The sequence below is a fragment of the Corynebacterium sp. HMSC055A01 genome (assembly GCF_001809405.1).
Taxonomy (GTDB): Bacteria; Actinomycetota; Actinomycetes; order Mycobacteriales; family Mycobacteriaceae; genus Corynebacterium; species Corynebacterium hesseae.
Genome location: NZ_KV797536.1, coordinates 95024 through 119055, shown reverse-complemented (window position 1 = coordinate 119055; position 24032 = coordinate 95024). Strand labels below are relative to the sequence as shown.

Annotated in this window: 20 protein-coding genes; 14 read left to right on the top strand and 6 right to left on the bottom strand. The window is 62.8% G+C overall.

From position 1 onward, the window contains the following. Positions 1–258: 258 nt before the first annotated feature. From HMPREF2604_RS02605 to HMPREF2604_RS02585, 5 genes are all read left to right on the top strand, one after another. The gene (locus HMPREF2604_RS02605; protein WP_070525166.1) at positions 259–2010 is read left to right on the top strand and encodes a long-chain fatty-acid--CoA ligase; all 1752 of its coding nucleotides are present in this window, start codon (positions 259–261) and stop codon (positions 2008–2010) included. 50 nt (positions 2011–2060) lie between these two features. Next, positions 2061–3194, top strand: coding sequence for a GTP 3',8-cyclase MoaA (gene moaA, locus HMPREF2604_RS02600; RefSeq protein ID WP_070525164.1), 1134 nt, complete (start codon positions 2061–2063; stop codon positions 3192–3194). A gap of 10 nt (positions 3195–3204) precedes the next feature. After that, positions 3205–4422, top strand: a complete 1218-nt coding sequence (locus HMPREF2604_RS02595) for a molybdopterin molybdotransferase MoeA (RefSeq protein ID WP_070563033.1) — start codon at positions 3205–3207, stop codon at positions 4420–4422. A gap of 128 nt (positions 4423–4550) precedes the next feature. After that, on the top strand, positions 4551–5036 hold the full coding sequence (gene moaC / locus HMPREF2604_RS02590; protein ID WP_070563029.1) for a cyclic pyranopterin monophosphate synthase MoaC: 486 nt from the start codon (positions 4551–4553) through the stop codon (positions 5034–5036). A gap of 5 nt (positions 5037–5041) precedes the next feature. Beyond that, positions 5042–5608, top strand: coding sequence for a molybdenum cofactor guanylyltransferase (locus HMPREF2604_RS02585; protein WP_070563026.1), 567 nt, complete (start codon positions 5042–5044; stop codon positions 5606–5608). Here HMPREF2604_RS02585 and HMPREF2604_RS02580 read toward each other — a convergent pair. Both HMPREF2604_RS02580 and HMPREF2604_RS02575 read right to left on the bottom strand, forming a co-directional pair. Beyond that, complete coding sequence (locus tag HMPREF2604_RS02580; protein ID WP_070563023.1) at positions 5595–6968, bottom strand: multicopper oxidase domain-containing protein; 1374 nt, start codon at positions 6966–6968, stop codon at positions 5595–5597. The two genes, HMPREF2604_RS02585 and HMPREF2604_RS02580, sit on opposite strands and share 14 nt — an antisense overlap. After that, positions 6949–8148 carry a beta-carotene 15,15'-monooxygenase gene (locus tag HMPREF2604_RS02575; RefSeq protein ID WP_070563019.1) on the bottom strand — a complete coding sequence of 400 codons (1200 nt, stop codon included), beginning with the start codon at positions 8146–8148 and terminating at the stop codon, positions 6949–6951. Before HMPREF2604_RS02575 ends, HMPREF2604_RS02580 begins: the two co-directional genes overlap by 20 nt. 93 nt (positions 8149–8241) lie before the next feature. On the opposite strand from HMPREF2604_RS02575, the gene HMPREF2604_RS02570 reads away from it, so the two are divergent. Genes HMPREF2604_RS02570 through HMPREF2604_RS02555 form a run of 4 tightly spaced genes read left to right on the top strand, consistent with a single transcriptional unit; the run spans position 8242 to position 11744 of the window. Then, entirely contained in the window at positions 8242–8502 is a 261-nt protein-coding gene (locus tag HMPREF2604_RS02570; RefSeq protein ID WP_070563016.1) for a DUF2249 domain-containing protein, read from the top strand. Between the two features lie 22 nt (positions 8503–8524). Next, positions 8525–9247 (top strand): molybdate ABC transporter substrate-binding protein, encoded by a 723-nt coding sequence (gene modA, locus HMPREF2604_RS02565; protein WP_070563013.1) that lies wholly within the window; start codon positions 8525–8527, stop codon positions 9245–9247. A gap of 9 nt (positions 9248–9256) precedes the next feature. Beyond that, a complete protein-coding gene (locus tag HMPREF2604_RS02560; protein ID WP_246818361.1) occupies positions 9257–10987 on the top strand; it encodes an ATP-binding cassette domain-containing protein in 1731 nt (576 codons plus the stop codon). A 58-nt stretch (positions 10988–11045) separates the two neighbouring features. Next, positions 11046–11744: a helix-turn-helix transcriptional regulator gene (locus HMPREF2604_RS02555; RefSeq protein ID WP_046648916.1), complete on the top strand. Its 699-nt coding sequence runs from the start codon at positions 11046–11048 to the stop codon at positions 11742–11744. Positions 11745–11749: 5 nt separating this feature from the next. On the opposite strand, the gene thrB is transcribed toward HMPREF2604_RS02555, so the two are convergent. The 4 genes from thrB to argS all read right to left on the bottom strand — a co-directional run bounded on the left by thrB (position 11750) and on the right by argS (position 17175). Then, positions 11750–12673 (bottom strand): homoserine kinase, encoded by a 924-nt coding sequence (gene thrB / locus HMPREF2604_RS02550; protein ID WP_070525147.1) that lies wholly within the window; start codon positions 12671–12673, stop codon positions 11750–11752. A 16-nt stretch (positions 12674–12689) separates the two neighbouring features. Continuing rightward, positions 12690–14012 carry a homoserine dehydrogenase gene (locus HMPREF2604_RS02545; RefSeq protein WP_070563008.1) on the bottom strand — a complete coding sequence of 441 codons (1323 nt, stop codon included), beginning with the start codon at positions 14010–14012 and terminating at the stop codon, positions 12690–12692. A gap of 151 nt (positions 14013–14163) precedes the next feature. Then, positions 14164–15501, bottom strand: a complete 1338-nt coding sequence (lysA, locus tag HMPREF2604_RS02540) for a diaminopimelate decarboxylase (RefSeq protein ID WP_070563004.1) — start codon at positions 15499–15501, stop codon at positions 14164–14166. A gap of 12 nt (positions 15502–15513) precedes the next feature. Further along, the gene (gene argS / locus HMPREF2604_RS02535; protein ID WP_070563001.1) at positions 15514–17175 is read right to left on the bottom strand and encodes an arginine--tRNA ligase; all 1662 of its coding nucleotides are present in this window, start codon (positions 17173–17175) and stop codon (positions 15514–15516) included. 236 nt (positions 17176–17411) lie between these two features. On the opposite strand from argS, the gene HMPREF2604_RS02530 reads away from it, so the two are divergent. The 5 genes from HMPREF2604_RS02530 (at position 17412) to HMPREF2604_RS02510 (ending at position 24002) form a co-directional block, all read left to right on the top strand. After that, positions 17412–19064: an L-lactate permease gene (locus HMPREF2604_RS02530; protein ID WP_070562998.1), complete on the top strand. Its 1653-nt coding sequence runs from the start codon at positions 17412–17414 to the stop codon at positions 19062–19064. 324 nt (positions 19065–19388) lie between these two features. Further along, positions 19389–20174 carry a (Fe-S)-binding protein gene (locus tag HMPREF2604_RS02525; RefSeq protein ID WP_070525136.1) on the top strand — a complete coding sequence of 262 codons (786 nt, stop codon included), beginning with the start codon at positions 19389–19391 and terminating at the stop codon, positions 20172–20174. Then, positions 20174–21679 carry a LutB/LldF family L-lactate oxidation iron-sulfur protein gene (locus tag HMPREF2604_RS02520; protein ID WP_070525134.1) on the top strand — a complete coding sequence of 502 codons (1506 nt, stop codon included), beginning with the start codon at positions 20174–20176 and terminating at the stop codon, positions 21677–21679. The genes HMPREF2604_RS02525 and HMPREF2604_RS02520 overlap by 1 nt, the downstream gene beginning before the upstream one ends. Next, positions 21676–22305 (top strand): LutC/YkgG family protein, encoded by a 630-nt coding sequence (locus HMPREF2604_RS02515; protein WP_070562994.1) that lies wholly within the window; start codon positions 21676–21678, stop codon positions 22303–22305. Before HMPREF2604_RS02520 ends, HMPREF2604_RS02515 begins: the two co-directional genes overlap by 4 nt. Positions 22306–22409: 104 nt before the next feature. Further along, positions 22410–24002, top strand: a complete 1593-nt coding sequence (locus HMPREF2604_RS02510) for an alpha/beta hydrolase (RefSeq protein ID WP_070562991.1) — start codon at positions 22410–22412, stop codon at positions 24000–24002. The last annotated feature ends 30 nt before the right edge of the window (positions 24003–24032 follow it).

The window sequence follows — 24032 nt, the reverse complement described above, 5'->3', positions numbered from 1 at the left end:
CTCCTTGCAGAACTCCGAAAAGAACTCAAGGAAGCGGCCGCGGGTCAATCGCGGGGAGATATTTTAAGAAGGCGACTGCGAGCGTATCTCTACCCTCTCATTGCCGCGCGCACCGTTGGACTGCCATGAGTTTTTCACCGCAGGTGTGCGCACCGTGGAGGGAGCTCGGAGGTGCGAGGAAGGCTTTCCCCGCCAGTCGCGAATAACTATACCGCATCCATCCACCGCGCTCACACTGACACGGCTAAAGTGGTGCGCATGCTCTCCACAATGCAGGATATCCCGCTGTCCCTCACCCGCATCCTGGAGTACGGCTCCTCCGTCCACAGCCAAACCCAGGTAGTCACGTGGCACAGCGCCAATCCCGGCAACGAACGCGAAGAGACGACCTTCGCCGATATCGGTGCACGCGCCGCCGCTTTCGCCCACGCCCTGCATGACACGCTCGGCATCACCGGTGATGAACGCGTGGGCTCCCTGATGTGGAATTGCGCAGAGCACCTCGAAGTACTTTTTGGCACTGCCTGCAAGGGAGCGGTGTTTACGCCGCTCAACAAGCAGCTCATGAATGATCAGATCCGGCACATCATCAACCACGCCGAGGTTCGCGTCATCGTCGCAGATGCCCGGTTAGCGGAGCAGCTCGCGCGCGTATTGGACGGCGTGGAGTGCGTGCGCGCGGTGGTATTCACGGGCGTCGACAAGCCCAGCATTGCCCTGCCGGACAACGTTGAGGTGTATAGCTACGAACAGCTTCTGGATGGGCGCTCCACCGTCTACAACTGGCCGGTGTTGGATGAGCACACCGCTGCCGCCCTGTGCTACTCCACTGGCACCACCGGCGCGCCGAAAGGTGTGCTCTACTCGCACCGCGCCCTGTTTTTGGAAGGGATGCAGTTGCGCTCTTCCGACTCCCTGTGCGTGACCCATGGTGAGACCTTCTTGTGCTGCATCCCTATCTATCACGTGTTGAGCTGGGGCGTTCCCTTTGCGGCGTGGATGACGGGCACGCCGCTGGTGCTTCCCGACGCCGACGTCTCCCCCGCTACCCTGGCCAAAATCATCGCCGCCACCTCCCCGCGCGTGGCGCATGGCGTGCCCACCATTTGGATTCAGCTCTTCGTGCACTACCTCAAGAATCCGCCGGAGCGCATGACGCTGACGGAGATTTTCGCCGGCGGATCGCCCGTCCCGCCGCAGCTCATCAAGAGCTGGGAGGAGCGCTATGGCGTGGACGTGGTTCACGTGTGGGGCATGGCGGAAACCACCACGGTGGGTACCGTGGCGCGCCCGCCCTCAGGCGCCTCGGGTGAGGCCCGGTGGGCCTACCGCATTTCCCAGGGGCGCTTTCCTTCCTCCCTGGAATACCGGGTGGTCAATGACGGCCACGTGGTCAACACCACGGACCGTAATGCCGGCGAGATCCAGGTGCGCGGCAACCTGGTGACCGGCTCCTACTATCACTCACCCACCTCAGAGGACGGCGGCGCCGCCCACGAATTCCGCGGGAAGGACGTCGAAGATGCGGCCTCCAAGTTCACGGCCGATGGCTGGCTGCGCACTGGTGACGTCGGATTCGTCAACGAGGATGGCTTCCTCACCGTGGAGGATCGCGCGCGCGATGTCATCCGGTCCGGCGGCGAGTGGATCTACTCCGTTCAGTTGGAAAACCTCATCATGGCCAACCCGGTGGTGCTCGAATGCGCCGTCATTGGCTACCCCGACAAGCAGTGGGTCGAGCGCCCGCTGGCCGTCACCGTGCTCGCCGCGGATATCAGCCCCACGATTGAGACCGCCGAGCGCCTGCGTGACGGGATGCGCTCCGAGCTGCCCTCCTGGATGTTGCCGGAGTACTGGACCTTCGTAAAGTCCATCGACAAGACCTCGGTGGGCAAGTTCGACAAAAAGGATCTTCGTGCCCATCTTGCCGAGGGCGCCTATAACATCATCCGGCTGAAGGGCCCGGGCGAGGCGCAGCGCCTCAATACCGAAGAGGGCTCACCGCAATAAAGGGGCCGAGCGACTATAGATCTGCTATTACTCCGGCTAAAGTGTGGTTAATGTCTGATCGCGTCTTTCTGCCTACGCCCTCCCCGCGCGGTTCCACCCGCGGCGGTGCCGACGCAACGCCTCCGGACCTGCCGCCTGCATTAAGCGATGGTCGCCGCGACTTGCTCGACCGTTATGGACGCCAAGCGCGCGACCTTCGAGTCTCGCTGACCGATCGCTGCAACCTCCGCTGTACGTATTGCATGCCCGCCGAGGGCCTCGAGTGGATGCCCACTGCACAGACGCTCAGCGACGACGAGACCATCCGCCTCATCAGGATTGCCGTAACCCATTTGGGCATCCGCCAGGTGCGCTTTACCGGCGGCGAACCTTTGCTGCGCAAGTCGCTAGAGAAGATTATCGCCGCCACCACACAGCTACGCACAGACGAAAAGTTGGCCCCCGCCACCGCACTGACGACCAATGGCTTGGGACTCCCCCGCCGCCTGGACGATCTCATTGAGGCGGGGCTGGACCGCGTCAATATCTCCCTAGACACCATTGATCCTGAGCTTTACGCCCGCCTCACCCGGCGCGACAGGCTCGGCGATGTCTTCGCCGCCATCGAAGCCGCCACAACCGCCCACCGCGAAGGGCGTCTGGGCACGGTCAAAGTTAATGCCGTAGTTATGCCCGGAGTAAATGAAGAGGACATCGTCCCCTTGGCACGCTACTGCCTCGAGCGAGGCGCGCAGCTGCGCTTCATCGAGCAGATGCCGCTGGGCCCACGCGAAGAATGGGATCGCTCCCGGATGGTGACCGCGGAGGATATCTTGGCTCGTTTGGGTGAAGAATTCGAGCTCACACCTGTGCAGGGTCCCCGCGGCTCAGCCCCCGCCGCGCTGTGGAACGCACAATCGCGCGATGGCTTAATACCGGTAGGCCGAATCGGCGTCATCGCATCCGTGACAAGGCCTTTCTGCGGCAATTGCGACCGCACGCGACTCACCGCGGACGGCGCTGTACGTAATTGCTTATTTGGAAACTCAGAGACGTCCTTGCGGGACTTGTTGCGCAGCGGCGCTAGCGACGCGGAACTCGCCGCCGCGTGGGCGGGCGAAATGTGGAAGAAGCTGCCGGGCCATGGTGTGGATGATGAAGGATTTCTCCAGCCCGATCGCCCGATGTCCGCCATCGGCGGCTAGATTGGGTGCAATGACAAGCACTGGGACTGACTTAAGCATCGAGGAGTATTTCGACCGCCTCCACGCATTGGTTCGCGCCCTGCCTGCGGAACGCGCTCCCCTTGTACAAGGCCGCGTTCTGGCCGAGCCACTCTTCGCCCGTCTTTCCCTCCCGCCGCAGGATAATTCGGCGATGGACGGCTTCCTTGTCCCAACTCCGGCGTCACCTGATGACTTAACCACCCCATTCACGCTGCCTGTTATAGGTGATGTCCCAGCAGGCTCACCCGCCCAGGTCCCGCGTCCTGGGACCGCGGTGCGAATCATGACTGGCGGGGAGGTTCCGGAGGGTTTTGATGGCCTGGTCATACCAGTAGAAAACACCGATGTGTCCCCGGGGCCCGGACCTGTGCCTGAAACCGTCACGGTGCACCACCTGCCCGACCGTAACCATATACGGCGGCGCGGCTCCCACATCGACGCCGGCCACCAACTCGCCGGTTCTGCCACGCTTGTCGACGCCCCCCTTATCGCCGCCGCCCTCTCCTCCGGTGTTGACAGCGCCGTGGTTCACCGCATCCCACGAGTGACCATCATTGCCACGGGTGAGGAGCTGATCAACGGCCAGCTTTCCGATTCGAATGGGCCCATGCTTGAAGCCCTTATTTCTTCCACCGCTCTCTGCGAGATCACCCGCACGGTCTGTGGAGATTCCCCCATTGAGCTACGCCGTCGCTTCAACGCGGCCGTTGCGGATTCCGATCTCATTGTCACCACCGGCGGTGTCTCGGCCGGCGCCTTTGACGTAGTCCGCGCCGTGATTGAGGATGCCGTGGAACGCGATTCTTACTGGTTCGGCCACGTCAACCAACGGCCCGGCGCGCCTCAGGGCCATGCGCTCTGGGACGGTATCCCCGTGGTGTGTTTGCCGGGCAACCCGGTGGCGGCGTTTGTCTCCGCACACCTCTACCTCACCCAACTGCTGCGCTCTCTGCGCGGACTGCCCCGCCCCATGGGTGTCAAGGACCGGCCGTGCCTCACGGCCGTCGCCGGTGCGGACTTCCCCGAACCTCACCACCCGCTCATTCAGCCGTGCTCCATCACCATGGCGGAATCCATTACTGCAAGCCCACCGCCGGGTCCGCGTATGCGCAGCCACCACGTTGCCGCCCTTCCGGGCACACACGGCTTTGCGCTGCTGACGAGTCCGGTCGCCGCCGGCGAGCAGCTTACCGTCTACCCCTACTAGCTTCACAATCCACCTCCACATCCCCCACCCCTCCGATGCTGCCAAAGATCGCGCATCTGAACACCCAGATCGGTCCACTCTTCGTCAGCTAGGCTAGGTCCACGCTAGGAAAGGATCCCTGTTTAGACATGAAGTTCACTCACCTCAACGACGCCGGCTCCGCCTATATGGTGGACGTCACCGAAAAGCAGCCCACGGTACGCACCGCTACCGCCCAAGGCGAGGTCGCGTGCTCACCAGAAGTTCTCACCGCGCTGCGGGAGGGAACCGTGCCTAAGGGGGACGTGCTTGCGGTTGCGCGTGTGGCTGGCATCGCGGCGGCCAAGAAGGTTCCCGATCTCCTTCCGTTGGCCCACACCATTGGGGTGCATGGCTGTGCGGTGGACATTGAGCTGCGTGAAGACCACGTCTTCATCGAAGCCACAGTGCGCACCGCTGACCGCACCGGTGTGGAAATGGAGGCGCTCACCGCGGTGAACATCGCCGCCTTGGCGGTCATTGACATGGTCAAAGGCGTCGACCGCTCCGCCTATATCCGGCGCTGCGGCATCACCGCGAAGTCCGGGGGCCGCTCCGGTGATTGGTCCCGCGAGCTGCCCGGAACGAAAGGTTAAGCAAAGTGCCAGGTGTCATTGTTTTGGCCGGCGGGCGCGGCCAGCGCATGGGAGGCGTGGACAAGGCTAGCGTGAGGCTTGCCGGTGAACGCCTCATCGACCGGCTACTGCGCCAGCTTCCTTATGGCGCGCCGGTAGCGGTTGTCTCGCCCTATCGTTTGGGCATGCCCCAGGTGTGCGAAAGCCCCCTCTTCGGCGGGCCAGCTGCAGGTATCGCCGCGGGCCACGCCGCACTGGCTGGTGACGCGAGGACTACCACAGCAATCTTTGCCGTCGATGCCCCGGATTCCCCGCAGGTACTGCCCGCCCTCCACAAGTCTCTGGCTAGCTCGGGCGCGGATGTCGCTGTGGCTACCCTCGACGGGAGCCTACAACCGCTGTGTGCGCTGTGGCGCACTAAGGCCCTCACCCGCGCGCTGGAGGAGCTCGGAGATCCACGCAACAAGCCGGCCATGCACTTACTGAGGCTCGCGGGCACCATCGCCGAGGTCGAGGCAACGCACGCAGTACGCGATATCGACACCTTGGACGAATTACGTCTACGGCGCGAGCGCCTTGCTACTCAACGATAATCTGGCCGTGCTGGCCCTTCTCCGCGTTCGTCATGAGGTGGTTGACAAAAGAGTAGGTGCCCGGCTCGTTGAAGGTCATCTCCACGAATCCGCCCTGGGCAGGTAGAAGGTCGAGCGCCTGGGATCCGGAATCCTTCGCGCCCTTAATCAGGTAGGCGCCTTCCTTGTACACGGTGTCGAATTGCTCGCCCACGACGTGGAAGCTCAACGGCAGATCCGGGCCGAGGTTGACCACCCAGATGCGCACGGTATCGCCCACCTTGGCGCGCAGCGGAGCAACATCATACTGGTTGGGATAGTAATTGAAGGCCGTGAGGTCATAGTCGCCGTCGCTGACGCGCTGCGCGTTAGCGCCCTCAGCTTCCTTACCCGCAGAGGCTAGAAAGACCTCGTTCGCCGTCATGACGTACTCCGCATCGACGTCTGCCAGCGCGTCCTCCCCGCGAGGATCGATGATGACCGCTCCCGCCATGCCGTTGGCAATGTGCAGGCTCATCGGCATGGTCGAGCAGTGATACATCCAGATACCCGCCCTATGTGCCACGAATTCATAGGTCAGCGATTCACCCGGCTGGATCGTCTTCATGTTCTCATCCGGGTTGACCTCACCCGCGTGAAAGTCCACCGAGTGCCCCATCGAGCCCTCGTTTTTGATGGTGATGCGGAATCTATCCCCCACCTTGCCGCGCAAGGTCGGCCCGGGTGCTTGCCCGTTGAAAAGCCACCGGGTTTGGCGCACGCCTGGGGCAACCTCGACTTCTTCCTCGGTCATCACCCACGTTTCCTCATGGAGGTCCCCTTCGGCGGGGGCAAGGGAGGCATCAAAAGCCTTAAAGTTCTCGCGGGCTGCCATGCGCTCGGCAGCCGAGGGTACCGTCGCCGGGGCACCTGCGGAGCCCGTGCTTGCCGACGCCCCCGCGTGATCATTTTCGCCGGAGGCTGACTCCCCGACGTTAACCATGAACGTCATGCCCTGCATCTTGTGCCCGGCGATCGTGCAATAGCCCTCCACGGACTCCTCGATGATTCCAGCATCGAGCTGCACCGTCTCGCCCGGTTCCACCCGGCCCGTCTCCTCGCGCCCAATCTTCAGGTCATGAACTTGGTCACCGGTGTTGGTGAAATTCACTACGAGGTGGCTGCCCGCTGCCACGTTAATGGAGGACGGGACAAAAGCCATGCCGTCCACGGAGACGTCAACAGTCACGGCGTCGGCGGATGCCACCGTAGCTGGGTCCTGCTTGCCTGTGGTCGAGTTGAACACAGCCAGTCCAATGACAGCGAGGAGCGCGACGATGATGATGAGCCAGGACGCCCACTTCTTTTCGGAATGCTCCTTCTTAACGGGCACGCTTGACATGAACTTCTCCTTGAGATGATGCGACGGCCCATGCCAGGGCCGCACTATTGGCGATGAGTCCAAGCCCCATCATGATAAGCCCGACCACAGACACACCGGCAATGCCGAGGAGGCTGAGCACACCGCCCACGTTAATGAGCGCCACGCGCAGGAACCCAGCAACATGCCCGTGCGCGGGACGGGCCGCACCCGCCAGGATGGGCAGCATGTGATGGAGCACCCCGGTGACCAGCTGCAGCAGGCCGGCGCCAAGAAACACCGGCATGAGCAGTAACGTCACCGCGCGTGGGTAGGCCCCTGCGATGGTGGCTGCGGCGTCACCAGCGCAGAGAGCCACCATCCACACCAGCCCCGCCATCGCGGACACACTAGCCGTGGTCTTCTCGCCACCAAGCGCGCCGGCCAGCACTGGCTGGATGATGAGCACGGCAGCAAGCACGGTGAGCAGCTGCGCCATGCCGGCGGCGCGGGTGAGCCCGGAGGCGTCGGCAAGCATGGCCACCCCCAGCCCCACGCAATGCACGGTCAAAGCCCGGCTGCACCGCGCCCGCGCAACCGCTGAGATTGGGGTTCGGGTCAACGTGGGCAACAGCGTGATGACCGTGCCCAGGATGGTAAGCAGGCCGAAGCCCCACACCATCCCGCGTGAGTGCGCGGCCACCAACAGCGAGTAATTCCCTACCCCGTGCGCAGCCAGAATGACCAGTAGCACCGAGAACACCATGAAGCAGGCCGCCGCCAGATAAAAAGGCACGGTCACGGCGAAAGAACCAGACAAAGAGCCCCGGAGCGTGGTCCACAGCGCCCACAGGTGCCACGCAACGGCAACGATGACCAGTGCGGAGCCGCTATCTGAGAGCACGCCCCAGTCATAGCCCGCGCGATCAACAAGGAGAAGAACCAGCCCCACCTGAACCAGGCCTACCCGCGCGCCCACCCCGCGGAAACCGGCGGCCGGAGTGCGGGTGAGCGCCTCCGTGAAGTGGGTGCTAAACACGAGGATGGCGGTAGTCAGCGCGCCGAGGGTAAATGGGTGGATGAGGTCCCACCACACGACGGGTGCTCCCCAAAAACTTGCCACGGTGATTCCCACGCCGACCGTGATCCAGAGCGCGACGAGACTAAAGGCAAGGGTGTGCCAGCGCCGGCGCGAAGCCAGGGAGACATCACGCAGAGACATATCTGACATACTTATTTGCACGGATATAATCGTAGTAAATTAGTTGCACGGGCAGCAACGCCCGCCGCCCTAGAACTCGAAAGGAATCCATCAATGAACTTGCCGCTTGTCGACACTTCCAAGGGCCGCGACATTCCCACCCTTAACGCGTCCGAAATCCCTCATGCAGTGCGCCACGGCGCCATCCATGGAGCCCTGGGCACCCTCAACGTGGGCGAATCCATGATTCTCATTGCTCCACACGACCCGCTTCCGTTGCTCACAGAGGTGGACCAGCGCGAAGAGTCCTTCGACCGTGAATACCTCAAGAAGGAACCAAAGGAAGTCCATATTAAATTCACGCGGACCGCGTAAAGATGCCGTAACGTAACTGACCATGCGCCGCTTGAAAATTGCTGTCTCTGTTCTCGCCGCCGCGCTGACAGTGGCCGGCTGCACCTCGAGCTCCGACGAGCCGTTGCAGGTATTTGCCGCATCCTCCACCCGTGTGCTCAACGACGAACTCTCCAGTGCGTCTGAAACCCCGCTGGCGTTCAACAACGGCGGATCCTCTGCCTTGGTACAGCAAATCGATGAAGGCGCTCCCGCAGATCTGCTCCTCACGGCTTCCCGGGAGACCATGGATGATGCGACCGCTCAGGGCACCGTCGACACCCCCGTGACCCTAGCCAGCAACGTCATGGTCATGGTCGTGCCGAAGGGCAATCCCTTGGGACTGCGCTCCGCGGCCGACCTGGATCCCTCAGCACACCTCGTGCTCTGCGACCCAAGCGTGCCCTGCGGCGCCATCTCTACGCGCATCATGGAGGCCAACAACTGGGACCTGCACGCTTCCTCCTTGGAGGGACAGGTAGCTGACGTCCTGGGTAAGGTCGCCTCCGGTGAGGCGGACGCCGGGTGGGTCTATTCCACCGATGCCGCCGCTAGCGAGGACGTCGAGGCCATTCCGCTGGACCACGCGGAAGACTTCCGTAACGAGATCATGGGCGCGGTGGTAACTGATTCACCCCGACACGACGAAGCTCAGGATGTCCTCAACCTCCTCGACTCGGATTTTGACAACACCTGGGAAAAATTCGGTTTTACCCCGGTGGACTAAGTGTCACGCGTGATTTTGCACGAACAGCGCCCGCGGACAACGTGGCCGGTCATCGCCGCCGGCGTGCTCGCTGCGGTCTACATCCTTGCCCCGGTGCTCGCCCTCGGGCTGCGAGTTCCCTGGCCGAACCTCGCCGACACGCTGAGCGCTCCAGCGACCCATGACCTTCTCCGCGTCAGCCTTTCCGCGGCGGCGTTGTCTACCTTGCTATCCACGATCCTGGGCACCTGTCTGGCTCTGTGGCTCCAGCAGCTACGCCGTGTGTCTCACCTCGTGCGGCTGGTGGTTTACCTCCCTTTGGCCATGCCTCCCGTGGTAGGCGGGTTGGCGCTCACCGCGCTGCTCGGGCGCCGCGGACTGCTTGGCCCGGTTTTGGAGCAGGCTGGGCTGCACGTGTCTTTCGCCTTTCCCGGTGTTGTGGCAGCTCACTTATTCGTCACCCTGCCCTTCGTGGTGGTGGCGGTGGATTCTGCGCTGCGGCAGCTCGACCCCGAAGTCGTCGCCAGCGCACGGGGCATCGGGCTGAGCACAGGAACCATTCTTCGGCGCATCATCCTGCCCGCAATCCTCCCTGCCGTGTTCACCGGCGGTGCTCTGGCGTTCGCCCGCTCGCTGGGTGAATTCGGGACGACGATCACCTTCGCCGGATCCCTGCCCGGTTCTACCCGAACCATGCCCAGCGGCATCTACCTTGAGCGTGAGGTCAGCGCGGACAATGCCTATGCGCTGTCGGCCGTATTGATCGGGATAGCCATCCTCACGCTCACCGCGGCCGGAATTCCTCTGCTGCTGCGCCGCCGCCGCGAGCAAGCTGTGCGCGCTTTGCAGCCGATGGACCCGGTTGCGCTCCGCACGATGACCTCCCCGCAGGACTCTCCCCGCGATCTCTTAGCCACGGTCGGCGACACCACCACGACGTTCCGTGGCGGGCGCGTGACCGCGGTGGTTGGCCCCAACGGCGCGGGAAAGACCACGTTGATGCGTTTCATTAGCGGACGCTTGCAGGGAGCCCAGACAAATGCCGAGCGTGTGGTCATGCTCTCCCAGGACCCCGGGCTACCACCCACTGCCACCGTGGAACAAGCTTTGACCATGGTGACCAAGGATGCACAAAGGACCCAGGAGTTGCTGAACGCAGCTGGATTGCAGGAGCTGGTCCATGTTTCCGAGCTTTCCGGCGGGCAGGCCGCGCAGGTTGCCCTCCTGCGCGCACTTGCGGCGAGCCCAGAGGTCTTGGTCGTGGACGAGCCTTTTGCCGCCATGGACGTCGAATCAGCCGCCCGGTGGCGCCACCTGTTGCGCCTCTCGGCGGCCGACCGCACCACCATCATTGTCACTCACAACCGCGTGGACCTCACCACGCTGGCGGATGACATCGCTGTGATGGAAGCCGGCGAGGTCATCTCCCAAGGACCCGTGGATCAGCTACTGGAGCAGCCCACCACTCATTTCATGGCGGAGCTATCAGGCGTCAATCTGCTACGGGGTAGCCTCCGCGATGGAGTGTTCACTCCTGCTCGCAGCGGTGACCACTGGGCGGCCTTCCCCCAGAGCGCACTGAACTTCGACAACGCCGGGGCGCTGAGCGCCACAATTCTTGCTGACTTGGGCAGCTCAACCCTGGTGGAGATCGATGGCCAACGGGTGACTCTAGACCAACCGGCACACAGCAAGGCCCCCGGTGAGGTTGTGCCTGTGTTCCTCGATTCCGCTGCTTTAAGGCTTTATGCGCTGAAATAGGGGAAGAGCTGCGAGCAGATGTAAGATCCTCGTAGCATTGTCCAAGGAGAGGCCGTTTATGTCTACGTCATCTGCGCATAGCCCGCGCTCGTCTACTGAGCTGTTTCCTGACACGATGAAGCTCTCCCCCAAACAGAGCGAGGTTCTCTCAACCCTGCAGACATTCCCGCAAGGAGCACGTGCCGCCGAGATTGCACAGGAACTGGGGATGCACGTTAACACCGCGCGCGGCCACCTTGATGAGCTCGTTAACGCCGGCGCGGTGCGGGTAGTTACCGCCCCAGCGCACGGGCGCGGGCGCCCCTCCCTGATCTTCCAAGTACGAGTACCCGACAACCGTTCGGTGGCGGAGGAATACGTCACGCTGATTAGCGTCTTGGTCACAGCGCTGGCGGATAAAGAGCAGCTCAATGACTTTTCATCCGAGCAAGCACGAGAGATCGGCCGCGCGTGGGCTAAAGCCACGGCGAACAGCCGCGGTGCTGAGGCACTGGCACCGCTCTACCGGACGATGCGCGATATGGGCTTTGACCCGGTAACCTCGGTGGAGCAATTCGCCGAGGAAGGCCGCACCACAGTGCAACTCCACGCCTGCCCGTTCGTCACGGCCGGAATTCAGCCCTCCCCCTTCGTCTGCGCCATCCATGATGGTTACCTAGATCAAGCGGCTGCCGATTCCGGCGGGCGGCTTAGCCTGAAGCTCATTCCTAAAGCCGGAAACGGCGTGTGCCGAATCGATGTGGAAGAGAGCAGCTAGCTAGGCTAACCGCGCTCGACGGAGACCGGCCCGGCGACCTCCAGCTCCAGCACGCGCAGGTTCTGCCCGCGGGCATCATCGAGGATCTCCTCCTCGATGGGCTCGGTGTGCAGGACCATGACGGTGGGGCCAGCGCCGGAGAGATAGGCGGCGTAGCCGCGGTTGCGCAAGCGGTTCACCCACTCCGCGGTGACCGGCAGGACATCAGCGCGATAGGGCTGGTGCAGGCGGTCGCGGGTACCCTCCCACAGCAGGTCCGGGTAGGTGGTCAGCGCCGCCACGTTTACTGCGGTGCGGGAGACGTTGAAGGCGGCATCGGCATGCGTGACGTGCGAGGGCAGCACGCGGCGCACGGCCTGCGTCGACGCATGGAAATCCGGGACCAAGGCCGTGGCCTTAATGCTCGGGTGCACGTCCAAGGTCGCGGCACGGTACTCCGGCAGCGAGCGGCCGTCGACAGGCACGGTGGTCCAAGAGACCACGGCGTTGCCCAACACAGAGGCCGCGGCGTTATCCGGGTGGCCTTCGAAGGCAGATGACAGCTGCACAACCTGCTGTTCCGAAAGCGGGAATCCCGCCAGGCCATTGCCCGCGGCCACGCCGGCCACCGCGGCGGACGCCGAGGAGCCCAGGCCACGGGACTGCGGTATGTTGTTCGTGCACACCACGCGCAGGCCGGAAACCTCCACGTCGGCAGCCTTCAGCGCTGAGCGGATGGCTTTGACAACGAGGTGAGAGCCATCGCGCGGCAGCTCGTCTGCGCCCTCGCCGAAGATCTCCACCTCCAGGCCGGAGCGGGTGACTTCCACCTCCACGGTGTCGTAGAGACTCAGCGCAATACCCAGGGTGTCGTAGCCCGGGCCCAGGTTGGCCGAGGATGCCGGAACCTGGACAGTGACCTTGGTGCCTACTTCGATATCGATACTCATTGTTCTCTCTGAGTCCCTATACGCCCAGGCGAATGACGGAGTGAACGGCCTTAACCTCATCGAGCTCGCCGAGGGCGGCGACGATATCTTCGAGCACCGCTTCCTTCGCCGCGTGGGTCACCACGATGAGGCGAGCGGTGGCATCGCCGTCCTCCTGGCGCACGGTGCGCAGGGAGACCCCGTGGCGGGCAAAGACACCGGAGATGGCAGAAAGCACGCCGGTGCGGTCTTCAACTTCCATGTCGATGTGATAACGAGTTTCCACTTCTCCGAACTCCGCAATAGGTAGGTTGGCGTAGGTGTTCTCCCCCGGCGCTTGGCCGCCGTGGACAATGTTGCGTGCGGCGCCGATGACGTCACCCAGCACAGCCGAAGCCGTCGGGTTGCCGCCGGCACCGTTGCCGTAGAACATCAGGGAACCGGCGGCCTCCGCCTCGACGAAGATGGCATTGTAGGACTGGCTAACCGACGCCAACGGGTGATCCTTCGGGACCAAAGTCGGGTGCACGCGGGCATTGACGGATTCCTCACCGGTCTCCTCATCAACCAAGCGCTCACAAATAGCGAGCAGCTTGATGGAATAACCGGCTTGGTTGGCAGCCTTAATATCATCGGCGGTGATCTTGGAAATGCCCTCGCAATAGACGTCGTTGAAGGTCAGGCGGGTGTAGAACCCCAGGGAAGCCAGGATGGCGGCCTTGGAGGCGGCGTCGTGGCCCTCCACGTCCGCGGTGGGATCGGCTTCGGCGTAGCCCAGACGGGTGGCCTCAGCCAGCGCGTCCTCGTAGGAGGCGCCGGTGGTCTCCATGGCGTCCAAGATAAAGTTGGTGGTTCCGTTGACGATTCCGGAGATGCGCTGGATCTTGTCACCGGCCAGGGAACGGCGCAGCATGCCGACGACCGGGATGGCAGCAGCCACGGCGGCCTCGAAATAGAGGTCGACGTCAGCGCGCTCAGCAGCCTCCGCCAGCTCATCCGCGTGCGCGGCCACGAGGGCCTTGTTAGCGGTGACCACGGATTTACCGGCATTAAGGGCGGCAAGGACGAGCTCGCGCGGGAAGTCAATGCCGCCGATAACCTCGACGACGAGATCGATATCATCGCGCAGGACGAGCGCCTTGGCGTCGTCCGTCAGCAGCTCCTTCGGCACGCCCGGACGAAGCTTGTTCTTGTTGTGCACGGCTACGCCGCGGATCTCCACCGGGCCGCCGATGCGGTGCGCAAAAGCGTCCGCATTCTCCTGCACGAGGCGGAAAACCTCGGCGCCTACGGTGCCAAACCCAAGCAGCGCAATACCTACTGGTTCGCCTTCGGGCTTCTTGCTACGGTTCGTCGTCATGGTGTCCCTTTGTTGATGTTGCGTTTGATTCTTACGTGTTAGCCCATCACTATACAGAACGAGCTGTCTATTTCTATACAAAATGGCCGGCACTGGGCGCGACCGGCCATGTCATAGTGAATAAAATACGGTGAGCTGTGACAACGCCGCGCTAATCGACGTCCAACGCCAGCAAGTCCTCCACCGTCTCCCGGCGCAGCATGAGCTGGGCCTTGCCGTCGCGCACGGACACGACCGCCGGGCGCAGAGCACCGTTATAGCGCGAGGCCATCATGTACTGATAGGCGCCGGTGGTGGCGAAGGCGAGGAGATCACCGGTGGTGATATCCGAGGGGAAACGGCGCTCGTTGACCAGAATGTCACCGGACTCGCAGTGGAAGCCCACGATGCGCGAATCCACGGGCTCGCCCCGGGTGCGGCGGTTGACCACGCGCACGTCGTACTCCGAGCCATAAAGCGCTGGGCGGATGTTATCGGACATGCCGCCGTCCACGGAGAGGTAGCGGCGCATCGGCAGATCCGCCTTGCCGGTCTCCACATCCTTGACCGTGCCCACGCGGTACACGGTGACCGCAGAGGCACCCACCAGGGAGCGACCGGGTTCCACCAGTACGAAGGGCGGCGTGATGTCGAGCTCGGTGGCGGTGCGCTCCACGGCGTCGAGCAGATCCTTGGCCAGCGTGGCGACGTCGAGCGCTTCCTCGTATTCCATGTAGGGAATGCCGAAGCCGCCGCCCAAGTCCAGCTCCTCGAGGGCAACGCCGAGCTCGCAGTGGATGCGCTTGTACAGGCTGAGCACGCGCTCGGCGGCCAGCTTGAAACCATCAGCATTAAACACCGAAGACCCCACGTGGCAGTGCAGGCCCACAAGCTTAAGGTTGGCGGATTCCAGCACCTTCTGCGCGGCGTTGAAGGCGGCACCGGTGGACAGGGAAATGCCGAACTTCTGATCCTCGTGCGCCGTGGCGATGAACTCGTGGGTATGTGCATCCACGCCGGGCTTCACGCGGATCATCACTGGCTGCACGCGGCCGGCGGACGCCGCGATGCTATTGAGGCGCGAGAGCTCCTCCTCGTTGTCGAGGACGACGTGCCCGATACCTTTATCCACGCACAGCTGCAGGTACTCGTCTTCCTTGTTGTTGCCGTGGGCGGTCATGCGCTCCGCCGGGAAACCTGCGGCCAGCGCCAGCTTGGCCTCATTGAGGGAGGCCACGTCGAGGCACAGGCCCTCCTCATCTACCCAGCGCACGATGCGCTTGGTGATGAAGGCCTTGGAGGCATAGTGCACGTGGTCGGGCCCGCCGAAGGCTTGGGCCATATCCCGGCAGCGCGAGCGGAAGTCCTGCTCGTCGAAGACGTAGAGCGGGGTGCCATATTCTGCGGCCAACTCGGTCAGAGCCACACCGCCAATCGAGACCACACCATTAGAGTCTCGAGCGGCGTTGCGCGGCCACACGTGGGCCGGAAGAGAATTGAAATCAGTCATCGATACCTTTTCTTACATCTTCTCCGGCGCGCTGACCCCGACCATGGTCAAGGCATTCGCCATGACCTGGCGGGTGGCTGCAGCCAGGGCAAGGCGTGCGGAGTGGATCGGCTCGGTCTCTTCGCCTGCCTTCGGCAGCACCTGGCACTGGTCATAGAAACGGTGGAACACGGCAGCGAGCTCCTCGGCATAACGCGCGATGCGGTGCGGTTCACGCAGCGTGGCGGCGGTGGCCACAACCTCGGGGAACTCGCCCAGGGTGCGGATAAGGTCGCCTTCCTTGTCGTGGGTGAGGAGGTCGAGGGGGGCGTCGCCAAGCGCGGCAGTGTCGAAGCCCAGGTCCGTGGCCTTGCGCAGGATCGAGCAGATGCGGGCGTGGCCATACTGCACGTAGTAGACCGGGTTATCGGACGACTGGGAGGCCCACAGGCCCAAGTCAATGTCCAGGCTGGAGTCCACGGAGGAGCGCACCAGCGAGTAGCGCGCGCCGTCGACGCCGATGGCCTCGACGAGGTCATCCAAGGTGATAACGGTACCCGCGCGCTTGGACATCTTGACCGCCTTACCGTCGCGGACCAGGTTCACCATCTGGCCGATAAGCACCTCGACGGCCTCCGGGTCATAACCCAAAGCCTGGGCCGAGGCGCGCAGGCGGGCGATGTAACCGTGGTGGTCAGCGCCGAGCATGTAGATGGCCAAGTCGTGGCCGCGGTCGAATTTATCGGCTACATAAGCGATATCACCGGCGATATAGGCGGCATTGCCATCGGACTTGATGACCACGCGGTCCTTATCATCGCCGTATTCGGTGGACTTCAGCCACCACGCACCCTCGGCTTCGTAGAGTTTGCCGTTGTCCTTGAGCGTCTGGATAGCCTTCTCCACGGCACCGGATTCGAAGAGGGAATTCTCGTGGAAGTACACGTCGAAGTCCACGCCGAATTCGTGGAGGGACTTCTTGATCTGGTCAAACATCATCTCCACGCCGTCAGCGCGGAAGTTCTCCTGGACCTCGGCATCGCTGCCCTCAAGGGCGCTGGGGTTCTTCTCCACTACCGCCTGCGCGATGTCCTTGATGTAGTCTCCGCCGTAGCCATCCTCCGGGGTCGGCTCGCCCTTGGCCGCGGCCACGAGAGAGCGAGCAAAACGGTCGATCTGTCCGCCGTGATCATTGAAGTAGTACTCGCGGGTCACATCCGCGCCGGAAGCCTCGAGCACGCGGCCGAGTGAGTCACCCACGGCGGCCCAACGGGTACCACCCAAGTGGATGGGACCAGTCGGGTTCGCGGAGACGAACTCCAGGTTGATCTTCTTGCCCTGGTAGGTGGAATTGCTGCCGAACTCTGAGCCGGCGTTAAGAACCTGCGCCACGATGGCACCTTGTGCGGCGGCAGCGAGGCGAATGTTGAGGAATCCCGGGCCCGCGATGGACGCTTCATCGATGGCGTCGTTGCCTGCGAGGGCATCGGCAAGCCACTGCGCCAACTCGCGCGGCTGGGCGCCAGCCTTCTTAGCCACCTGGAGGGCCAGGTTAGTGGCGTAATCGCCGTGCTCCGGGTTGCGCGGGCGCTCCACGGTCACGGTCTCTGGCAGGACTGAGGCGTCTAGCTCATGCTCGGTGAGCACGGCGGCAGCGGTGTTCTTGATCAGGACGGAAAGATCTTCAGGATTCATAGGGCCAAAGTCTATCGTCCCCGCCGCTGGGAGGCACTATCAGGTCGCGGACGTTAGCAAGGTCACCCACCCCCGTAGTGTGAATCCGGCGACACAAGCACTCGCATGGTTTTACCCTAAACTTGATATCTGAACCGATTTATTCTTTCGCCTCTCTCGCCCGGCCGAAACTTGTGGTGCCACACCGCGGGGACCACCGCAGGGACGCCGGCGGGACTCAACCTGAAGTGAGCGTTATGTCTACATTCACAATCACCACCGACGCCATCGCTGGCAACGTCGGGCTTACCGCGCTGGTGTCCACGCTGCCGCTCATCGCGTTCTTCATCATGCTCCTGGGGATCAAGGCCCGCGCCCACACCTCGGGTGCGGTAGCGCTTCTCGTAGCGGTTCTCATCGCCATTTTCGGCATGGGCATGCCAACCGGCATGGCTTTGTCCTCCGCGGTGCGCGGCGGGCTCTTCGGCCTCTTCCCCATCGTCTGGGTGATCATCACCGCCATCTGGTTCTACGAAGTGACCGTGGCTTCCGGACGATTCAATGACCTGCGCAAGACCTTTGACTTGCTGGGCGATGGCGATATCCGCATCCAGGCCATCCTCATCGCCTTCTGCTTCGGCGGCCTGCTGGAGGCCCTCGCCGGCTTCGGCGCCCCCGTGGCGATTACGGCGACCATGATCCTGGCCTTGGGTGTTAAGCCGCTCAAGGCGGCCACCACGGTGCTCATTGCCAACACCGCGCCCGTGGCCTTCGGCGCGGTGGGCATCCCAGTCACCACCGCGGGCTCGGTCGGCGGGCGCACCGCCGAGCAGACCGCTGACATCGCCGCGTTGATTTCCCTCCAGGTCCTGCTCATTGCCGCCGTCGTGCCTTTCTTCATCCTCTTTATCCTTGACGGCATGCGCGGTGTTAAGGAGGCCGGCCCCGCCGCGGCCGTCATCGGCATCTCCTTCGCCATTGCCCAGTGGGCCGCGGCTACCTTCTTCGCCTACCAGCTCACCAACGTCGTGGCCTGCATCGTCTCCCTCGGCGCGGGCTTCATCTTCCTGCGTGTGTGGAAGCCCAAGGGTGTCGACAGCCTGCGCGAGCGCATGGAGCTGCCCGCCCAGGAGGAGGTCACGGATCTCAACAGCAGCCGCATTTGGATGGCCCTGCTGCCCTATGCCGTGGTCACCGCTGTCTTCGCCATCGCCACCGCATGGCCGGCCATCTTCGGCTTCCTCCAGGTCAACGTTGCCTGGCCGCTTCTCGACGGCACCGTCTTCGACGCCGAAGGCCACGCCATGGACACCGCCTTCACGTTCAACGTGCTGGGCAACCCGGGAACCCTACTGCTGATTTCCGGCATCATCGTGGCCCTTATCTACATGACCTTCAACGAGAACGGCCGCTACAAGCTGGACGCCTCCGCGCCGCTGACCAAGTTCGGCGAGGTTGTCTCCCGCATGAAGTTCTCCGCGCTGACCATCATCCTGGTCCTCGCACTGGCCTACACCATGAACTACTCCGGCCAAACCATCTCCATCGGCCAGTTCGTGGCTTCTGTCGGCGGCATCTTCGCGCTCTTCTCCCCCGTCCTGGGCTGGATCGGCACCGCCGTCACCGGCTCGGATACCTCCGCCAACGCACTCTTTGCCAACCTGCAGGTCACCGCCGCCGAGCGCATCGGCGTCAATCCGGACCTCATGCTGGCCGCCAATACCTCCGGTGGCGTTGTGGGCAAGATGATCTCCCCGCAGTCACTGGCCATCGCCGCCACCGCCGTGCAGATGGAGGGCGAGGAATCCCGCATCTTCAAGGCGGTCGTGGGCTACTCCGTGGCCTTCCTCGCCGTCGTGTGCGTCATCGTCTTCCTCATGACCAACGTGCTGGGCTTCTTGGTCCCCTAAAAGGGTTTAGCCATAAAGTTCTACACCACTAACTACCCCCAGATTCGGGCGTCTTCATCGCCCAGTCTGGGGGTTGCCTCATATCGGCCGCGACCGCTGCGACCATCACCGCACGTTAGGAATTTCACAACATTAGTGTTGCGATAAAAAGCCAGGTAGGAGGGGTAATCCTGTGTCGATAATGTGAGTTTTGGGCGGTAGGCTCAAAGGTACACACTCGAAAAATGCCCAGTGCGGCTGTCCTGGTAGCGCGCATCCGAGCACAACTCCGCTGTGCACAGCACGGGACAAGCCACATGGAGGCAGATTAAGGAGCGCTCACAAATGCGAATAGCATTGTTTTCCACCTGCATCGGTGACTCACTTTTCCCCGATGCCCACAAGGCCACGGCCCTGATCCTCTCCCGCCTGGGCTACGACGTCGTCTTCCCCGAGGAACAGACTTGTTGCGGCCAGATGCACATCAACACCGGCTACCAGGAGCAGACCTTGGGCATGATCCGCACCTATGCGGACGCCTTCGCGGATCCCTCCATTGATTACGTGGTTTCTGCCTCCGGCTCCTGCGTGGGCGCCGTGCGCGAGCAGCACGAGATGATCGCAAACCGCTTCGGCACCTCCGCCGATGTGGACGGCGCCAAGAAGGCTGCCGGCAAGACCCTGGACTTGCCGGAGTTTCTTGTCGACGTCGCCGGTGTCACCAATGTCGGAGCCTTCTTCCCCCACCGCGTGACCTATCACCCTTCGTGCCACGGCCTGCGCTTCCTCAAACTGGGTGACCGCCCCTACCAGCTTCTTAAGGAGGTCGAAGGAATCGACCTCGTCCAGCTACCTAATGCGGAGGAATGCTGTGGTTTCGGCGGCACCTTCGCTCTTAAGAACGCCGAGGTTTCTGCAGCGATGGTCGGTGATAAGACCCGCCACATTCGTGAAACCGAGGCCGAATATATTACCGGCGGTGACTCCTCCTGCCTGATGAACATTGGAGGCGCTCTGGCTCGCCAGCGCTCCGGTGTTCGCGCTATCCACCTGGCGGAAATCCTCGCCTCCACCAAGGAACACCCGTGGACTCCCACCTCCGCGGCCTACTCCAAGGAGAAGATGCTCTAATGACTTCCTTCCTCGACACCACCCCTCCCCGAGCCCCAGAAGGCTACGGCAACCTGCGCGGTTCGAAGGCGTTCGTGCCGCTGGCACACGTTGGCCTCAATAACGCCACCCAGCGCCGCAACCTGCACCACGCCACCACCACCATTCGCAACAAGCGCCAGCACGCCGTTGATGAAACCCCGGACTGGGAGCAGCTGCGCGACGCCGGCTCCGCACTCAAGGATGACGTTGCTGTCCGCATGGGCGAGCTGCTGCTCCAGTTCGAAGAGCAGGTAACCAAGCGCGGCGGCATTGTCCACTGGGCACGCGATGCCAAGGAAGCCAACAAGATCATTGAGGGCCTTATCCGCGAAACCGGTGAGACCGACGTGGTCAAGATCAAGTCCATGGCCACCCAGGAGATCGCGCTCAACGAGCACCTGGAAGAGGTCGGTATCCACGCCCAGGAGACTGACCTGGCGGAGCTCATCGTCCAGCTGGGTGAGGATAAGCCTTCCCACATTCTGGTCCCGGCCATCCACCGCAACCGCGCGGAGATTCGGGACATCTTTGTCAACAAGATGCCGAACACCGATGACTCCCTCAAGGCCGAGCCGGCGGAGTTGGCTGAGGCTTCCCGCAGCTTCCTGCGCGAGCAGTTCATGAAGGCCAAGGTCGCCATCTCCGGCGCTAACTTTGGTGTGGCTGAGACCGGCACTATCAACATCGTGGAATCCGAGGGCAACGGCCGCATGTGCCTGACCCTGCCGGAGACCCTCATTACCGTGATGGGCATTGAGAAGCTGGTCCCGACCTTCCAGGACCTCGAAGTCTTCCTGCAGCTGCTGCCGCGCTCCTCCACTGCTGAGCGCATGAACCCATACACGTCGATGTGGTCCGGTGTGACCGAAGGCGACGGCCCGCAGAACTTCCACATCGTGCTTCTGGACAATGGCCGCACCGCAGCCCTGTCCTCCCCCAAGGGCCACGAAGCACTCAAGTGCATTCGCTGCTCTGCCTGCCTGAACGTCTGCCCGGTCTACGAGCGCGCCGGCGGACACGCCTACGGCTCTGTCTACCCGGGCCCAATTGGCATCTCCCTGACGCCGCAGCTAACAGGTATGAAGGACCACAACGATCCGTCGGCAAGCTTGCCTTATGCCTGCTCCCTGTGTGGCCGCTGCGACGAGGTTTGCCCGGTGCGCATCCCGCTCTCCCAAGTCATTTTGGAGAACCGCTACCAGAAGGTCACTAACGCCACCCCGCCAGTGGAGGAAAAGCTCTTCCAAGTCGTGGAGCTGGTGTGGAAGAACCCGAAGATCTGGAACCAGATCACCCACATGGTGGCGCTCGGCCGTGTCCTCGGTGGCTTCAACGGAGTCATCGACAAGCTACCGCTGTTCATGTCTGGTTGGTCCGAGGTACGCGATACTGCCGTTCCTCCGAAGAAGTCCTTCCGCCAATGGTTCAACTCTGACGAAGCTCAAGAACTCCTCGCCCAAGCCAAGAAGGAGGGCATCAAGTGACCACCGCCAAAGAGGAAATCCTCAACCGCATTGCCGCCGCCCAAAAGCAGGCCGGTTTGCCGGACCACGTAGACATCCCGCGCGAATATCAGAAGGAAGGCACGCTCAACGAAGAGGAGCTACGCGAGATGCTGGTGGACCGCCTCGAAGACTACAAGGCTGATGTACACGTCACCGATGAGTCCGGCCTGAACTCCACCCTCGTGGACATCCTGAAGGAGCGCGGCTGCTCGAATGTCGTCTACGCACCTGGCATGGACGCTGGGCTTCTCGACGGCTTCGAAGGCACCATCACCCCGGATGACAACGCCAAGGACCCGCGTGAGCTCGACGCTGTCGACGCCGTGGTGACCGAATCTCACGTCACCTCCGCGCAGACCGGCACCATCGTGCTTGAGTCCAATGAGACCTGCGGCCGTCGCGCGCTGACCTTGGTGCCGGACCGTCACGTGTGCATCGTGCGCAAGGACCAGATTGTCTACGGTGTCCCGGAGATGGTTTCCCGCATGAACCCGGAGCGCCCGGCAACGTGGATCTCGGGCCCTTCCGCGACCTCGGATATCGAGCTCTCCCGCGTGGAGGGTGTCCACGGCCCGCGCGATCTCATTGTGGTGATTGTTAAGTAGTGAGGCTTTCGGGGGCACCCGCCCTGTATGAGAGCTCGGCTCACATCACCCCTGACGCATAGGATAAGGCTCGTACCAATTTACGATTTTAGGAGCCTTGTTCTATGCGTCTTTCTCGCGTTTTAGGTTCGGTTCTAGGACCTGTAACCATCGCCGCTGGCTTGGTTGCGGCACCTGCCGTTGCTCACGCCGACCAACCCGCCATCAACTGGGGCCCGTGCCCGGAAGGGGTCACCGAAGAGCGTGCCGAATGCGGCCACGTGACCGTGCCGACCTACCATAATGCTCCCGAGAAGGGCACTATCGACGTCGGCCTTATCCGGTTGAAGGCCACGGGCGAGCGCCAAGGCACTCTGTTCACCAACCCGGGCGGTCCAGGCGGTGACGCGTATAGCTGGGTCAACTTCGCTGCCTGGCCTGAGGAAGTCAAACAAGGATACGACATCATCGGCGTTCAACCGCGTGGTTTGCGCGATTCCGCACAGGTCAACTGCTCGTCAACTGAGGCGGGCGGAAACCCTCTGGAACAGCTGACAAAGATCGGCTCCATTACCCGCGACGACTGCGAGAAGAACACCCCGGGCTACACCGATTCCCTGACCACGGAGAACACCGCCAAGGACTGGGATGTTGTCCGCCAGGCACTCGGCGAGGAGAAGATCAACATCTTCGGCCTCTCCTACGGCACCTTCTTGGGGTCCACGTACTCCACGCTCTACCCGGAGCACACCGACAAGGTCGTGCTTGACTCCGGAATGAACCCCAACATGGCGTGGAACCAGATTTTCGCTTCTCAGCAGGCTGGTTATGAGAATGCTCTGCATGACTTCTTTAACTATGTGGCTAAGAACGACGCCACCTACCACGCCGGCACGACCCCGCTGAAGGCCTACGAGCGCTGGTCTCAGATTGTGGCCGCGGAGGCGGGCGTGCGCCCCACCGTGCTTCCTCCGAACGCGCAGATTGGTGACCTCCCACCGGGGCTCGAGTTTGCCGGCCAGCCCGGCGCCAATGTCATGACTGCGACCGGTGAGCTGCGCGTACAGGCAGAGCACCTCGCGGGCAAGGTCCAGAACCCGCAGGCTGTTCAGGCCACTTCGCCGACGCTCACCGCTACCCGCGACCTCCTTCCCCGCCCGGAGTCGTGGGACTCCCTAGCCAAGCACATTGGCGGCGTCGAAGCCATCAACTTTGAGGAGCAGGCCGCACAACAGGGCGAGCAGGACCCGCAGAAGGTCCAGCAAGAGATTCTCAACTCCATGAGCATGCAGAACATCATCATGTGCAATGAGAACACTGCGCCGACGGATCCGACCTTCATCCCGGCCTTCCTCTGGTCTAACTATGTCACCGTTGACCCGTTCTCACTGTTCAACGCGATGTATGCCTCCGGCGCCGGTTGCTCCGGCCGCGCACCGATCACTACCCCGATTGCCGTTTCTGGTGACAAGCTGCAGACCAAGCCACTGCAGCTGCAGGCTACCGGTGACCCGCAGACCCCGTATGCCTTCTACCGCGGCCTGTCTGACCCAATGCAGTCCCGCGTGGTGACCGTCCACGGCCCGGGTCACGGCCACTTCGCGGTGGGTAACAAGGCTGTTGACCAGATTGTGGTTGACTACCTGCGCACTGGTGACGTCCACACCGCGGATGCCCCGGGCTTCTTTGACCAGCCCCAGGAACAGCCGGCCCAGTAAGCGCCCCAGCGAAAAACTCGAAGCAGTGGC